This window comes from Persicitalea sp. (genome assembly GCF_041751555.1).
Lineage (GTDB): Bacteria > Bacteroidota > Bacteroidia > Cytophagales > Spirosomataceae > Persicitalea.
In genome coordinates, this window is sequence record NZ_JBGSXF010000520.1 from 1 (window position 1) to 14478 (window position 14478).

Annotated in this window: 13 protein-coding genes; 9 read left to right on the forward strand and 4 right to left on the reverse strand. The window is 49.2% G+C overall.

Translation table 11 applies throughout. From position 1 onward, the window contains the following. The first annotated feature begins 257 nt into the window (after positions 1-257). The gene (locus tag ACEW8P_RS18565; protein WP_373514571.1) at positions 258-599 is read left to right on the forward strand and encodes a hypothetical protein; all 342 of its coding nucleotides are present in this window, start codon (positions 258-260) and stop codon (positions 597-599) included. A 347-nt stretch (positions 600-946) separates the two neighbouring features. Further along, a complete protein-coding gene (locus tag ACEW8P_RS18570) occupies positions 947-4318 on the forward strand; it encodes a ThuA domain-containing protein (protein ID WP_373514572.1) in 3372 nt (1123 codons plus the stop codon). 174 nt (positions 4319-4492) lie between these two features. Here the strand turns inward: ACEW8P_RS18570 and ACEW8P_RS18575 are convergent, their stop codons facing one another. The 4 genes from ACEW8P_RS18575 to ACEW8P_RS18590 form a co-directional block, all read right to left on the reverse strand. Continuing rightward, positions 4493-5545, reverse strand: a complete 1053-nt coding sequence (locus tag ACEW8P_RS18575; RefSeq protein WP_373514573.1) for a sugar phosphate isomerase/epimerase family protein — start codon at positions 5543-5545, stop codon at positions 4493-4495. A 42-nt stretch (positions 5546-5587) separates the two neighbouring features. Next, positions 5588-5890 (reverse strand): four helix bundle protein, encoded by a 303-nt coding sequence (locus ACEW8P_RS18580; protein ID WP_373514583.1) that lies wholly within the window; start codon positions 5888-5890, stop codon positions 5588-5590. Positions 5891-6120: 230 nt separating this feature from the next. Then, complete coding sequence (locus ACEW8P_RS18585) at positions 6121-7266, reverse strand: Gfo/Idh/MocA family protein (RefSeq protein WP_373514574.1); 1146 nt, start codon at positions 7264-7266, stop codon at positions 6121-6123. A 51-nt stretch (positions 7267-7317) separates the two neighbouring features. Next, on the reverse strand, positions 7318-8271 hold the full coding sequence (locus tag ACEW8P_RS18590; RefSeq protein ID WP_373514575.1) for a lysostaphin resistance A-like protein: 954 nt from the start codon (positions 8269-8271) through the stop codon (positions 7318-7320). A gap of 231 nt (positions 8272-8502) precedes the next feature. On the opposite strand from ACEW8P_RS18590, the gene dusB reads away from it, so the two are divergent. From dusB to frr, 7 genes are all read left to right on the forward strand, one after another. After that, positions 8503-9501 carry a tRNA dihydrouridine synthase DusB gene (gene dusB / locus ACEW8P_RS18595; protein ID WP_373514576.1) on the forward strand — a complete coding sequence of 333 codons (999 nt, stop codon included), beginning with the start codon at positions 8503-8505 and terminating at the stop codon, positions 9499-9501. Then, the gene (locus ACEW8P_RS18600) at positions 9498-10436 is read left to right on the forward strand and encodes a DMT family transporter (protein WP_373514577.1); all 939 of its coding nucleotides are present in this window, start codon (positions 9498-9500) and stop codon (positions 10434-10436) included. The genes dusB and ACEW8P_RS18600 overlap by 4 nt, the downstream gene beginning before the upstream one ends. Before the next feature lie 57 nt (positions 10437-10493). Further along, a complete protein-coding gene (locus ACEW8P_RS18605) occupies positions 10494-10994 on the forward strand; it encodes a biotin/lipoyl-containing protein (protein WP_373514578.1) in 501 nt (166 codons plus the stop codon). Positions 10995-11056: 62 nt separating this feature from the next. Beyond that, positions 11057-11785 carry a UMP kinase gene (gene pyrH / locus ACEW8P_RS18610; protein ID WP_373514579.1) on the forward strand — a complete coding sequence of 243 codons (729 nt, stop codon included), beginning with the start codon at positions 11057-11059 and terminating at the stop codon, positions 11783-11785. A gap of 21 nt (positions 11786-11806) precedes the next feature. After that, positions 11807-13162, forward strand: a complete 1356-nt coding sequence (locus tag ACEW8P_RS18615; protein WP_373514580.1) for an AAA family ATPase — start codon at positions 11807-11809, stop codon at positions 13160-13162. Next, on the forward strand, positions 13159-13638 hold the full coding sequence (locus ACEW8P_RS18620; RefSeq protein ID WP_373514581.1) for a hypothetical protein: 480 nt from the start codon (positions 13159-13161) through the stop codon (positions 13636-13638). Before ACEW8P_RS18615 ends, ACEW8P_RS18620 begins: the two co-directional genes overlap by 4 nt. 9 nt (positions 13639-13647) lie before the next feature. Next, on the forward strand, positions 13648-14208 hold the full coding sequence (gene frr, locus ACEW8P_RS18625; RefSeq protein ID WP_373514582.1) for a ribosome recycling factor: 561 nt from the start codon (positions 13648-13650) through the stop codon (positions 14206-14208). Positions 14209-14478: the final 270 nt, after the last annotated feature.

Below are 14478 nucleotides of genomic sequence, written 5' to 3' on the forward strand. Positions count from 1 at the left end.
GCCCAATCCTGACGGCCCGGCGGGGCAGCTTTATTATCTCCAATTTTACGGAGGCAGCGACTCCTGCCGCTTCGACACCACGGTTGTAGTTCCCTACCGCGACTGCCGCCTGGCATGTACCAAACCGTTGGGCGGCAGCGACTTTTTTGCGCACGGTTATCAGTCAATTGTCAAGCTACCCGAGGCGGGCCCTCTCCAAAAATGGATAGCTGCTCCCGAGAATACCCAGGAAAAAAATAAACCCTGCCACAGGATTGGTGCAAAACCTCACCGAATACGGAAAATATTCCTTTTTTCTGGTAGATGCGGACCCAAGCGGACCTTGCGCCGATACGGTAATTGTGTACAGAGGCCCACAGGAATTGCCAACCATCACAACATACTCAGACACCATAACTTTACCGACCTATTTGATCAATCAATATGATAACAATCGTTATCTGAACGTGAGCGGCATTTGGTCACCCCTCCCCGGTAATCCGGCTACACTAACTACCTCTGGGCTTGCCAGTGACCTGACCGTTCCGGGAGCGTACAAGTTTGTGATGAAAGTACCCTTTGATAAATCCTACTTCAACGGGGGGAATTCGATACCTTGACCCTAACCGTTATCAAACTCGCCAAGCCAGACGACTGCCCTCCGCAACTGTGCATTCCCTTCTCTGTGAAAAAGATAAAATTGGCAGCAAAATAGAAAGGTCAAGCTGAGCAAAAGCACAAAAAAGCGGTGTTCCCTGGCAAAGGGAACACCGCTTTTTTTGGTTAAAAAGAAAACTTGTCCCTCAAACACTTGCTTCCCCAAAAAACCATAAGATTTCCCCGAAGACTAACGTTTCCTTGTTACCTTTGGGGTTCGGCAGGTGGCAGGATAATGAAGGCTTTGCTTAAACTTATCGTTCGTCGCGCTGTTACTTTTACGTATTCAATTCCTAATCAAATTCAATCCATGTACATTTTGTGTAAAAAATTCATTCATAAAGCCTTGCTCACGCTGGCGGTGGGCTGCGGCCTGAGCGTCGGCTTCGCCACGGCGCAGTCCGGCGGAAAGCGGGTATTGGTGTTCTCTAAGACGAAAGGCTACCGCCACGCTTCTATTCCGGTGGGCAAAAAACTGATTATGCAGTTCGGCAAGGAAAACGGCTTTGCCGTGGACACGACCGAGAACGCCGATAATTTCAACGACGACAACCTGAAAAAGTACAGCGCGGTAGTCTGGATGAGTACTACGGCGGACGTGCTGGACGAGCAGCAGCAGGTCGCCTTTGAGCGCTACATTCAGGCCGGAGGCGGCTACGTGGGCGTCCATGCGGCTACGGATACCGAGTACGATTGGGCCTGGTACAACAAACTCGCCGGGGCGCAGTTTGCCAGCCACCCCAAGAACAACGTGCAGAACGCCGAGGCATATGTCGTTAATCGCAATCACCCCTCAATGGAAGGCTTCCCCGACCGCTGGAAAGTGCGAGATGAGTTTTACGATTTCAAAAACTTCAATAAGGACGTGACGGTACTCGTCAAGATCGACGAAAGTACCTACACCGAAGGCCAAATGGGTGATGATCACCCGATGGCCTGGTTCCACGAATTCGACGGCGGCAAGGCTTTTTATACTAATTTCGGCCACAACGACGACACTTACGCCGATCCCGTCTATCGCAAACACCTGCTGAACGGCTTGAAGTGGGCGATGGCCGCTCAACTGGACTACACTAAGTCGCAGCCCGAAGAGAATCGTTTCGTGCGTAGAATTCTGGTCGATCAACTCGATGAGCCCACCGAACTGGCCGTGCTGGATGACCAGCGCGTACTATTTGCCGAGCGCAAGGGTAAGGTAAAGCTTTACAATCCCAAAACGGGCAAGACGAAGGTAGTAGCCGAAGTACCCGTCTATACCAAGTTTGAATACGGCCTGATGGGTCTGAATATCGACCCCAAATTCAGCGAAAATAAGTGGGTTTATCTTTATTATTCACCCCCTTCCACCGAATCAGATACGGCGCAGCACTTGTCGCGCTTTAAGTACGACCTGGCGAAAGACACGCTGTTGCTTTCAACCGAGGAGAACCTGTTGACCGTTCCGGTAAAGCGCATCGACTGCTGCCACACGGGCGGATCCATTGCCTGGGATAGCAAGGGCAACCTGTATCTGTCGGCGGGCGACGATGTCAACCCCTTTAAGTCCGACGGTTACGGTCCAATGGACGCGCGGCCCGAAATGGTGGGCTTCGACGGACGGGAGACTTCATCTAACACCAATGACCTGAGGGGTAAGATTATGCGCATCAAGCCCCGCGCCGATAAGGGGTATGACATTCCTGAGGGAAATTTATTTCCGAAAGGCACTCCTAATGCCCGCCCCGAAATCTACGTCATGGGCAACCGCAACCCTTACCGCATTTCGGTGGACCAACGCAACGGCTACCTCTACTGGGGCGAGGTCGGCCCGGATGCCGGAGAAGACAAAGAAAGCCGCGGGCCGCGTGGCCACGACGAGATGAATCAGGCCCGTAAGGCCGGGTACTTTGGCTGGCCGCTATTCGTGGCCGACAACCGAGCCTACAATCGTTACGATTTCGCAACAAAAGAGTCAGGGCCTAGATTCGATCCTGCCAAACCCATCAACGATTCGCCGAAGAACACGGGTTTGAAAGAATTACCCCCTGCCCAAAAGGCGTTCATCTATTATCCCTACGCAGAGTCGCCGGAGTTTGGCGACATCGTCGGGAAGGGCGGACGCAACGCCATGGGCGGACCCGTGTATTACTACGATGATTATAAAGATTCGAAGGTAAAGTTTCCCCGCTACTATAATGGTAAGTTCTTTGCCTACGATTGGATCAGAGGCTGGATCAATCCTGTGACCATGGCCCCTAATGGGGATTTTGTATCAATGGAGCGTTTTATGCCCGGTACAGAATTCAACCACCTGATCGATATGCAGTTTGCTAACGACGGCTCGCTCTACACGCTGGAGTACGGCAGCAACTGGTTTGCTCAGAACGACGAGGCGCGACTATCGCACATCACGTACAACTCCGGAAACCGCACCCCTGTCGCGATGGCTTCCGCCGAAAACAAGGTGGGAGCTGTGCCTTTGAAAGTAGCTTTTTCCTCGAAGGGCTCAATGGATTATGACAAGGACGCCGTTAAGTATGAGTGGAACTTCGGCCCCGGTCTACCTAAGAGCACAGAAGCCAATCCGTATTATACCTACGCAAAGCCCGGCGAGTACACAGCCACGCTCAAAGTAACCGACGCTAAGGGCAACGCTTCTACTTCTAATGTCTTGGTGAAGGCAGGCAACAATGTCCCGGAACTGAACATCGCTGTGAAGGGGAACAAATCTTTTTACTTTGATAAAAAGCCCGTCGCCTACGATGTGACCGTGAAGGACAAGGAGGACGGCGATCTGACCAAAGGCGTCGATCAAAACGACGTGCTGGTAACGCTGGACTATTTAGAGGGATTCGATAAGACTATGCTGGCGCAGGGACACCAGGCCAACATGGGATTTGCGACGGGTAAGCGGCTCATCGAACTGAGCGATTGCAAAGCTTGCCACAGCATCGACAAGAAGTCGATCGGCCCAGCCTATATGGATGTTGCCAAGAAGTACCAGAAAGACAAGAACGCTGTAAAGTCCTTAGCCGAGAAAGTCATCAAAGGCGGTGGCGGCGTGTGGGGCGAGCAAGCGATGGCCGCCCACCCGCAGTTGAAGCAGGAGGAGGCTCAGGATATGGTAAAGTACATCCTGTCGCTGGCCGATGAGAAAAAGCAGGCAAAACGCGAGCCATTGGCTAGTACTTTCACGCCCGAGGCCAAGGAAAAAGTCGGTTCTTATATTCTGACGGCCAGCTACACCGACAAAGGCAATGGCAACATCGGCCCCCTGACGACGACAAAAAGCGTGGCCTTGCGTCCGGCCAAAATGAAGGCCACCGCGCTGGATGGTGGCAGGAATTACCTGAAATACAAGCTGCCGACAGGTTCGGAAGTGGTGATAGCCAATACCAACAATAGCAACATCGTTTTCAAAGACATCGACCTGATGGGCATTAGCAAACTGAAAGCCGCTATCATGAGTGCCAAAGACACGACTGCGGGCGGTACACTCGAAGTACACCTCGACTCGCCCAATGGCCCAAGCATCGGCTCAGCGGAGGTGAAGCAAGGCACGATGGGAGAAGTAGATATTCCACTTCAAGTACCTGCCGACAACCGGCAGCGTGACCTCTATCTTGTATTTAAGAATGCCGACCCGAAAGGTAAGCCGCTATTCGCGGTAGACACGATTGAGTTCGTAAACGGAGCGATGTAGGTTTTAAAGGAGGAAAGGACGAGGCCGCCCGTGCGGGAGGGAGGGATAAAAGGAAGAGGGCGCTCGAATAATTGAGCGCCCTCTTCCTTTTGTATTATTATCTTCTGCAAATCGCAGCGTGCTGGAAGTCGGAGAATTCCTTTCCTCCTTTCCTCCCTTTATCCTCTCCTCCTCCTATATCCCCAAAACATTCCGATTGAAGTCCTCGTCAGCTCCGGCGCTGGCGAAGTCGTCGAATGCTTTGTCGGTCACTTCAATGATGTGGCTTTCAATGAAGGGCGCGCCCTCGGCGGCGCCTTGCGCGGGCGACTTGATGCAGCATTCCCATTCCAGCACCGCCCAGCTCCCATAGTCGTACTGTGAGAGTTTGGAGAAAATCCCGGAAAAATCGACCTGCCCATCGCCCAGTGAGCGGAAGCGTCCGGCCCGATCGGCCCAACCCGCGAAACCGCTGTACACGCCCTGCCGCCCGGTGGGGTTGAATTCGGCGTCTTTGACGTGGAAAGCTTTGATGCGCTCGTGGTAGATGTCGATAAACGCCAGATAGTCCAGCTGTTGCAAGACGAAGTGGCTGGGATCGTAAAGAATATTGGCGCGCGAATGGCCATCGACGGCATCCAGGAAGCGCTCAAAAGTCGCACCGTCGAACAAATCCTCGCCCGGATGCAGCTCGTAGCAAACATCGACACCACAATCTTCAAAAGTATCCAGAATCGGTTTCCAACGCTTGGCTAATTCCGCAAAAGCTGTTTCAACCAAACCCTGCGGACGCTGCGGCCAGGGGTACATGTAAGGCCATGCCAATGCGCCCGAGAAACTAGCACAGGCGGTCAAACCCAGATTCTGGCTAGCCTTAGCGGCCATTTTCAGCTGATCGACCGCCCAGGCCTGCCGGGCCGTGGGGTCGTTGCGAACCTCGGGGGCGGCAAATCCATCGAACATCGCGTCGTACACCGGGTGAGAGGCCACGAGTTGTCCTTGCAGGTGCGTGGACAGTTCGGTTACCTCTACGCCGATGTCTTTCAGTTTTCCTTTGAGCTCATCACAGTACGTTTTCGACTCGGCAGCTTGCTTCAAGTCGATGCACCGGGCATCCCAGCTTGGGATTTGAATACCCAGGTAGCCGAGGTCGGCCATGTATTGGGAAATACTTTCTAAGGAATTAAACGGGACTTCGTCGCCCATGAATTGGGCCAAAAATACGGCGGGGCCTTTTAGGGTTTTCATGCTTTTAATTTTGAATGAGTGATTGAGAGAATTAGAGAATTTTTAATGTTTCTCTTTTAAGGTGAGCCTTGCTTTGGCTAGTATTTTTAGAATCTCTGTCGTTTCTGCTTTGAGCGATGCCAATTTTCTTTCTTCAACTATACCCGACTCTTCCAGTATTTCCAGCCAAAATAGAGATTCATCGGCTTCTTCGATAGTGATTGATAGCTTTGAGAAAAACTCGGCTTGACTCCTTGCGCGACAGGCAGCGCGATAGTTGGCTCCAGTAGATGAAGGCGAGCGCAAAAGTTGCTTCCCAATTATGCGCGCTTCCTCAGATGCGGGCAGAGACTGATAGAGTTTGATGTGTCATAAAACAAGCTTCTTAGTTCGAAGCTTCATCGCATCCGCAAATTCAGACTTTACCTGATAGCCCTGCGTCTCGCTTTCCTCCACCCACCAATCTCTATCCATGGCTATTAGTTTTGAATGAGAGATTGACTAAATTAGTGATTATTGGATTCAGACTTTGAGAAATTGTTCATTGCCTACTTCTCCATCCTAATTCTCTCATTCACTCAATCTCTCATTCTCAATTAAATGGCAACCCACTTCTCCCCCCGCGCACTTTCCAATATCCGCTCACAAATCAGCAACTCGCGGTAGCCTTCGGCGAAGGTTGGGAAGGTAGGATTATCAGGTTGTTTTCCGGCTTCGATGGCGGCGTAAACTTCCTTGAACATCTGCTTGGATGTATCGGGAAAGCCTTCGTTGTGGCCGCCGGGGAAGGAAATGACCGAACTGGCTTCGGGGTGGACGAGCGACGGGTCGCGCAGCAGCGTTTCGTTGTAGCCGTCGCGGTTACCAATCCAGAGTTCGTTGGGGCTTTCGGAATTGAAGCTGAACGTTTTCTTGGAACCCGAGATTTCCAACGCCATGCGGTTTTTACGGCCCGCCGATACCTGAGATACCGTAATGACGCCGCGATTGCCATTGTCAAAGCGCAGCAGTACGTTGGCGTGGTCTTCGGTGGTGATGGGGACGTCGTCGTAGTCTTCGGGTTGCAACATTTTGCCCGAGTAGGTTTCCACTTCTTTCAGCGGCTTTTTACGGGTTTTGTGGATGGTGTTGAAATCGGCCATCACGGCTACGGTTTTTAGGCCGGTGATGTATTCCAAAATATCCATCAGATGGGAGCCGATGTCGGCGATGGCCCGCGAGTCGCCTGATTTGTCGGGCTCGAGCCGCCAGTTGTAATCGGTTGCGTAGAAAAGCCAGTCTTGCAAATAGGAACCAATGACGGAGTACACCTCGCCCAGTTCACCCTTCTCGCGCATTACCTTCATTTGACGAGCCAAAGGATAGTAGCGCAGGTTGAAGTGCACAGCGTTGACCAAACCAGTTTTAGCGGCCAATTCCACCAGTTCCTTGGCCTCGGCCAAATCTTTGGCCAAAGGTTTTTCACAAACCACGTGTTTACCCGCTTCCAGAGCGGCTTTGGATTGGGAGTAATGCAGAAAATTGGGTGTACAAATGTGGATGCACTGAATGTCGTCTTGCTTCAAGAGTTCGTCGAAGGTATAAGAACGCTCGATGCCCAGCGCTTTGGCCTTGTCGGCGGCCAGCTCGGCCGTGACTTCACAGAGGGCCACTACCTCGACGTTGGGTAAGCGGCGCAGCGCCTCGATGTGGGCGGGGCCAATGAATCCGGTTCCTACGACTCCTACTTTTATTTTTGCCATTGGGGTCAATTTTGAATGAGTGAATTGTGAATGAGTGAATAAAAATGGGGGTTATGCGAGATTCTTTGGGCCGTTTTGTTTCCAGATACCGTATAGCAGCGCGCAGGTGGCAACTAGGGAAACCAGCGCGGCGCTCCAGGGGACAGATTCGTTGTCTTCTATATTGTAATCGACCATCTTTTGGTGATGGAGGTATAGCATAAGTACCATAAAGCCATTGTTGACGAAGTGGGCGAAAATGGCTACCCACAGGCTTCCCGACCAGTAATACAAATATCCGAACAAAGCCCCCAGCAGCATTCTTGGTATAAAACCATAAAACTGGACGTGGATGGCGCTGAAAATGGCAGCGGCTACCCAGATCGCCAAATGTGGGTTGACCCAGTGTTCCATCAACTTACGCTGTAAAACACCGCGAAAAAGCACCTCCTCACCAATGGCCGGGAGGACGCCGATGACGAACATAGCCACGGCAAATTGGACGGGCGTATCGAAATTGGTCAAAAACTTGGTCACGTCCGCCATTTGATCTTCCTTGCCGCGCATCCATTGCTCCAGCCTACTTAGCGCGTCGGGAAGTATGAGCCCCTCGTTCCACTCGATGATCAGGCCATTGAGCGGCATGAAGGCCAGCACGACCAGTAACGTCAGTCCCCAAAACTGCGGCGACGTGAATGCTCGTGTCTGGAAGTCCGGCAAACGGCGGCGCTCGATGTACGTCCAATACAGCAACGGCGGAATCAGGAAGGTAGTCACGTGCGATATGGCCTGCAAAATCATCAGCCCGTACCAGCCATTGGGAACCTCTCCCGGCGACTGGATGAGCGTCGAAACGATTCCTATGCCCGCCATTCCGCCATCGCTTCCCAGGAATTTCATCAGAATAAGCACGGCCAGCATGTTCCCTACTGACATTCCAACCAAAATAAAACCTACCAGAACCAGAAGGCTCCGCCAGGTGTTGGGAACGCGGGAAGGGAGAGAAAGAGGGGCGTCGTGTTGCATATTTGGCGTAAATTTACGGCAATATGGTTTAAATGTTTAATGGTTGAAGGGTTGAATAATTGAATTGTGTTCCATCTTGCGACAAAGCATCTCAGAATAAATGGTTAAATATTGAGCGTTGGATTGTAAGGGGTATCACAGATTTTTCGTGCTACTGAACGCACCATATCATTAAACATTTAAACTATTAGACACTTCAACAAATAGAAAAACGCCACCATCAACGGCAAAATGACTAAAATAGGCAATATACAACTCCCCGACTTCCCCCTCCTGCTCGCGCCGATGGAAGACGTAAGCGATCCGCCCTTCCGGGCAGTGTGCAAGGAAAATGGGGCGGACTTGATGTACACCGAATTTATTTCCTCCGAGGGCTTGATTCGTGATGCAGCTAAAAGCGTGCAGAAGCTGGACATCTTTGAATACGAGCGTCCCATCGGCATTCAGCTATTCGGCAGCGATGTGGAAACCATGCGATCCTGCGCCGAAATCGCGACTCGCGCTCATCCTGATTTGGTCGATATAAATTACGGCTGTCCGGTCAAAAATGTGGCTTGCCGGGGTGCGGGGGCCGCTTTGTTGCAGGATATTCCCAAAATGGTGCGCATGACCGAGGCCGTGGTCAAGGCCACGCACTTGCCTGTAACGGTCAAGACGCGCCTGGGTTGGGATGACACAACCAAAAATATTTTGGAAGTAGCCGAGCGACTGCAAGATATTGGTATCCAAGCACTGACCGTCCACGGCCGCACACGCGTGCAGATGTACAAAGGCTCCGCCGACTGGACGCTCATCGGGCGCATCAAGGAAAATCCCCGCGTCACGATTCCGATTTTCGGCAACGGCGACATCGACAGCCCTCAGAAAGCCCTCGAATACAAAAACCGTTACGGTGTGGACGGGATTATGGTGGGCCGTGCTTCCATCGGCTATCCCTGGATTTTCAACGAAATCAAACATTACCTGGCTACGGGTCAAACCCTAGCGCCCCCTACCTTATCCGAGCGCGTAGAAGTCTGCCGCCGCCACCTCGACTTCTCGGTGCGCTGGAAGGGCGAAATCACCGGAATCTTCGAGATGCGTCGCCACTACACCAACTACTTCCGGGGACTGGACCACTTCAAGCCCTACCGGATGCGGCTGGTACAAAGCATGTCTTTCGACGAACTGAACGAGATTTTGTACGAAATCAGCGAAGTATTCGGGGAGCAAGAAGCGTTTGCTGTATGAGCGAGAAAAATTCGACCACCGAAACCTCCGTGCCTCTGCTGGCATGGGGACTGCTCGTTTTACTGGCGCTGGTCTGGGGTAGTTCTTTCATTTTAATCAAGAAAAGTCTGCACGTTTATTCGATCACGGAGGTAGCCGCTGGGAGGGTATTTCTGGCGTTTCTCTTTTTCGTTCCCGTGTTGCTTCGTAGTTGGAGGACTATCCCCAAGCCGCTTCTGAAAATATTTTTTATTTCGGGTATGTTAGGCTACCTGATTCCTGCTTTCCTGATTGCGATCGCCCAGAGCGAAATCACCAGTGCCTTGGCCGGAACCCTCAACGCGGTCAGCCCGATGTTCACAATGATTGTCGGGGTACTTTTCTTTGCCAGAACTACCAACCGAATGCAGGTCGCCGGACTGCTCATCGCTCTGGGCGGCGCCTTACTGCTGATATTTACCAAAGCTGGCGTAGCCATTCCCGAAGTCAATAGTTACGCACTGCTCATCGTTTTGGCGACGCTCTGCTACGGCACCAATATCAATGTTGTTTCTAAATTCTACGGAGATTTATCGCCCGTCGTCTCCACAGCCTGGATTTTCGCCTTTGTCGGCCCGCTTTCCTTCGGCATCCTTTTGTTTACTGATTTTTTTGGGAAAATGGCGGAACCTGCCAATTGGATGCCCTCCTCATTTTTGATAAGTTTGGGCGTGCTGGCCTCGGGGTTGATGTCGGTACTTTTCAATCGCGTCATTCAGTTGTCGAGCGCAGTTTTTGCCGCATCGGTGACGTACCTGATGCCCATCGTGGCACTCTCCTGGGGCTTGCTAGACAGCGAAACCGTCGGCATTCAGCAGTGGGCTGGGACGGTGGTGATTTTAGTGGGGGTGTATTTGATCAATCGGAGAAGAAAGGCGAGGAAAATGTCTTTGGAGTTAGACAATCCCCTCTCCTGACAGGAGAGGGCAAGGACGGTCGGCCGCTTCCGTGAGGTGAAATAAAAAAATCATTATATGTTAAAAGTCAAAGTCAACGACTCGCAAGAGTTCGACGTAAAGCAAGAAAAAGACGACTGGTCTATAAACGGTGAGTTCTTCGATGGCGACGTAGCGCAGCTTAGTCCTCATCACTACCACGTCATTTGGCAAGACCGCTCCTTCAATGTCGAAGTAGTGGAACATGACGCTCTTACCAAAAAAACTACCCTGAAAATCAACGGCAAAATCCTCACCACCTCGGCTAAAGACCGTTTCGACCTTCTGCTCGAAAGTATGGGTATGAGCCAGGCTGTCAGTAATAAGATCAACGAGATAAAAGCTCCCATGCCCGGCCTGATTCAGAGCATCGCAGTGCAGGAGGGCGATACCGTCAAAAAGGGCGATACGCTGCTGGTGCTTGTAGCTATGAAAATGGAAAACGCCATCAAAGCCCCCGCCGAAGCGACTGTAAAATCCATCCGCACCGAAGCGGGTCGTAGCGTCGAAAAAAATCAGGTGTTGATAGAGTTTGTCTAGGGGGCTTGTAATTATGCCTTGCTAATCCTTATTTTGCGGCACCATTTCCCGAAAACTCCCCCATGTCCCAGCCCAAGTTCAAGCGAATTCTTCTCAAACTCAGCGGTGAAGCACTCAACGGCGGCGACAAAAGCCAGGTGATCGACTTCAATGTACTGGATGACTACTCCCGAGAAATTCGCCGGATATACGACGCTGGTGTCGAAATCGCCATCGTTATCGGCGGGGGCAATATCTTCCGCGGCGCTTCCGTTGAAAAATCCGGCATCGACCGCGTACAGGGCGACCACATGGGAATGCTGGCCACAGTCATCAATGGAATGGCAGTACAGAGTTCGCTGGAAAAAAATGGCATGATTACGCGGTTGATGTCGGCCATCAAAATGGAGCAGGTCTGCGAACCGCTAATCCGCCGCCGGGCTATTCGTCACCTCGAAAGAAAGCGCATTGTTATTTTTGGAGCTGGCACGGGCAACCCCTATTTCACCACGGACACCACCGCCGCCCTGCGGGCCATCGAGTCTGAGTCGGAAGTAGTATTGAAAGGTACCCGGGTGGACGGCATCTATACCGCCGACCCCGAAAAAGACCCGCTGGCGATCAAGTACAAACACCTATCGTTCGACGAGGCTTTGGCTAAGAACCTGAGAATTATGGATATGACCGCCTTCACCCTTTGCAAAGAAAATAATGTCCCCATCATCGTCTTCGATATGAATAAGCCCGGTAACCTGTACAATCTGGTAATGGGGGACGATTCAGTCGGGACGCTGGTGTCGAGTGAAGCGTAAATAATTTTATGACTTTTTGTTATGCAGCGGATTGAAGTAAAAAACTTTGGGCCTTTGAAAAATATAACCCTTGACATCAAGGATTATATGGTTTTTATTGGACCACAGGCTTCGGGAAAGAGTACGCTGGCGAAATTGATAGATTTTTTTTTAAATACCGGGGAGATACTCAAAACAAGCATCATCGCGAACATTTTAGTTGATAGAGTAATCAAAAAAGAAAAAACAGCTATAAATTTATCAAAAATTTTTGTCAATGAAATAAAGGAAGTATTTGTCGAATCCTTTCCTGCTTATACATATGGAAATCTAAGATTTATTTATTCGGATAAAATTCATATATCCATCAATGTAGAAAATGTAATTAAAAATATAGAACCTTACATTAGCTTTAATGATAAATTTTACAAAAATTTAGAAAGTTTTGATGAGAAGATTAGCGCTAATGTTTCTGACCTTAACTTCGATAGTACAACCGAAAGAAATCCATTCAATTTTTTATGGAATATTGTCCAGAAGGAACTTATAGAAGATTTATATAATCAATTGTTCTATACAGCTAAAAGTGTGAAAATTAATTTCATCCCTTCTGGCAGAACCGTTATCTCTCTCTTTTCAAATTCTATAACATTTATTGAAAATAATAATCTAGACCATTATAATACAGATTTCATTCAGTTCGCAAATTCGTTAAGAAAAGAGATGGCTTCTCCTACTTATGAAAAATTGTTTGGACTCTCAGGTAGAATTGATTCGGGGGCTAAGCTTATAAATGCCTTTTCGCTGGCAAATGAATTATCTTTCAAAATATTAAAAGGAGACTTTTGTTTGAGTAATACAGGTGATGAAATAATACATTATGAAGAAGAAGGGAGGAGAGTCAGCGTACCACTAAGACATACATCGTCAGGGCAACAGGAAGCAAGTTGGCTTATTAACACAATACATTTTCTGCTATTAAAATCGAGTGAAAGTACGGATACACTATATACAACAATAGTTGAGGAACCTGAAGCGCATCTATTTCCAGAAGCTCAAAGAGATATGACTTCTTTAATCACCTTGTTAGCTAATCAATATAATAACAGAGTAATTATTACTACTCATAGTCCTTATATTTTGGCAGCCTTAAATAATTTAGTAGAAGCCCATTTGGTAGGACAAAAAGAAGGCAAAAAAGCGGCAACCAGCGAAGTGATAAACCCTTTTCTGTGGATAAATCCTGAAAACTTATACGTGGGCTATTTAGATAATGGAGGGATCGAAAATATAATTGACACTGAAAGCCACCTGATCAAACATGAAATACTTGATGGCGTATCGGACGACATTATGAGAAAGTTTGATGATTTGCTTGAAATTCAGTATGACGAATGAGTAAAAACTGTAATCCATTTGGCAAAAAATGTGAACAAAATACTAACTACACTGCTAAGGAGATCGTTTTTAAAGATAAAAAAGCTGCACCTGAATTCAGGGTATTAAATAATTCTCGGCATTTTTTAATAAAATTAAAAGTTGATGGCTGCCTGCTGGGAGAAAAGATTGGTGTTCGCAAATGTGATTTTTTGCTGTTAGACTGTACAGACAATAAAGCATTCTTCATTGAATTGAAAGGTCAAAATTTAGGTGATGCTATTGATCAGATAAAGTCCACGATACCTCAGTTAATTACAAAGCTACTTGGTTTTAGCTTTTGCTGCCGAATCGTTCAATCAAAGGTTTTCGGAGCTAGGCAGCAGCGATATAAAAGAGATTTGACATTTTTTCTAAAAACTACTTTCCCCGATAACTCAACTAAGGTAAACGATTTGGTTCGCATTGAGAGCCAGAAAATAATTGAACAAATCTGATTTAACATCATGGAAGAAATAGAAATTTACTTAGAATCCGCCCAGGAAACGATGGACGGAGCGATCAAACACTTAGCCATCGAGCTAGGTAAAATCCGTGCGGGCAAAGCTTCGCCGCAAATGCTGGAAGGCATTCAGGTGGACTACTACGGTTCACCTTCGCCGCTACAAAACGTGGCGTCGGTCAATACGCCCGATGCCAGGACGTTGGCAATCAAGCCCTTTGAAAAGCGTCTGATTGCCGACATCGAGAAGGCGATTCGTAACAGTAACATCGGACTTTCACCCAACAACGATGGTGAAATCATCCGCCTGTCGGTGCCACCGCTCACCGAAGAACGCCGCCAGGAATTGGTGAAGCGCGTGAAGCAAGAAGTTGAAACCGCCAAGGTGAACGTCCGTAACGTGCGGCAGGACGCCAATAACTCCATCCGCAAATTGACCAAAGAAGGCGTGTCGGAAGATATGGTAAAAATCGGCGAAGACCGCGTCCAAAAACTCACTGACGATCACACCGAAAAAATCGATAAAATCTTTGAAGCTAAGGAAAAAGACATCATCGAGGTGTAATCGGGAAAGATCAGGCAGAATTACTTTCCTATCCGAGAGCGAAAGAGGTTCCTGTCAGTAGTTGACGGGATATATAAGTACCTTATCAACAAAAAGACCCATTTCGCTCAGAAAGGGGGTCTTTTCGCGGGGGGATCGGCTGCACTAGCGAAGATGCAAGTACCAGAGGCGGATAGCCTTATACTTCATTTAGGGCAACATCGAGCTTATCAAAGATCAGTCGAATAGCTTTAGCAATTTGGGCCGGATCGCGATTAAAAACGTTTTTAT

Excerpts from the sequence above, each read along its gene's own strand:
- ACEW8P_RS18620 (WP_373514581.1), top strand. The coding sequence starts at position 13,159 with ATGAGTAAAAACTGTAATCCATTTGGCAAAAAATGTGAACAAAATACT.
- ACEW8P_RS18605 (WP_373514578.1), top strand. The coding sequence starts at position 10,494 with ATGTTAAAAGTCAAAGTCAACGACTCGCAAGAGTTCGACGTAAAGCAA.
- dusB (WP_373514576.1), top strand. The coding sequence starts at position 8,503 with ATGACTAAAATAGGCAATATACAACTCCCCGACTTCCCCCTCCTGCTC.
- ACEW8P_RS18600 (WP_373514577.1), top strand. The coding sequence starts at position 9,498 with ATGAGCGAGAAAAATTCGACCACCGAAACCTCCGTGCCTCTGCTGGCA.
- ACEW8P_RS18575 (WP_373514573.1), bottom strand. The coding sequence starts at position 5,545 with ATGAAAACCCTAAAAGGCCCCGCCGTATTTTTGGCCCAATTCATGGGC.
- ACEW8P_RS18615 (WP_373514580.1), top strand. The coding sequence starts at position 11,807 with ATGCAGCGGATTGAAGTAAAAAACTTTGGGCCTTTGAAAAATATAACC.
- frr (WP_373514582.1), top strand. The coding sequence starts at position 13,648 with ATGGAAGAAATAGAAATTTACTTAGAATCCGCCCAGGAAACGATGGAC.
- ACEW8P_RS18585 (WP_373514574.1), bottom strand. The coding sequence starts at position 7,266 with ATGGCAAAAATAAAAGTAGGAGTCGTAGGAACCGGATTCATTGGCCCC.
- ACEW8P_RS18590 (WP_373514575.1), bottom strand. The coding sequence starts at position 8,271 with ATGCAACACGACGCCCCTCTTTCTCTCCCTTCCCGCGTTCCCAACACC.
- pyrH (WP_373514579.1), top strand. The coding sequence starts at position 11,057 with ATGTCCCAGCCCAAGTTCAAGCGAATTCTTCTCAAACTCAGCGGTGAA.
- ACEW8P_RS18570 (WP_373514572.1), top strand. The coding sequence starts at position 947 with ATGTACATTTTGTGTAAAAAATTCATTCATAAAGCCTTGCTCACGCTG.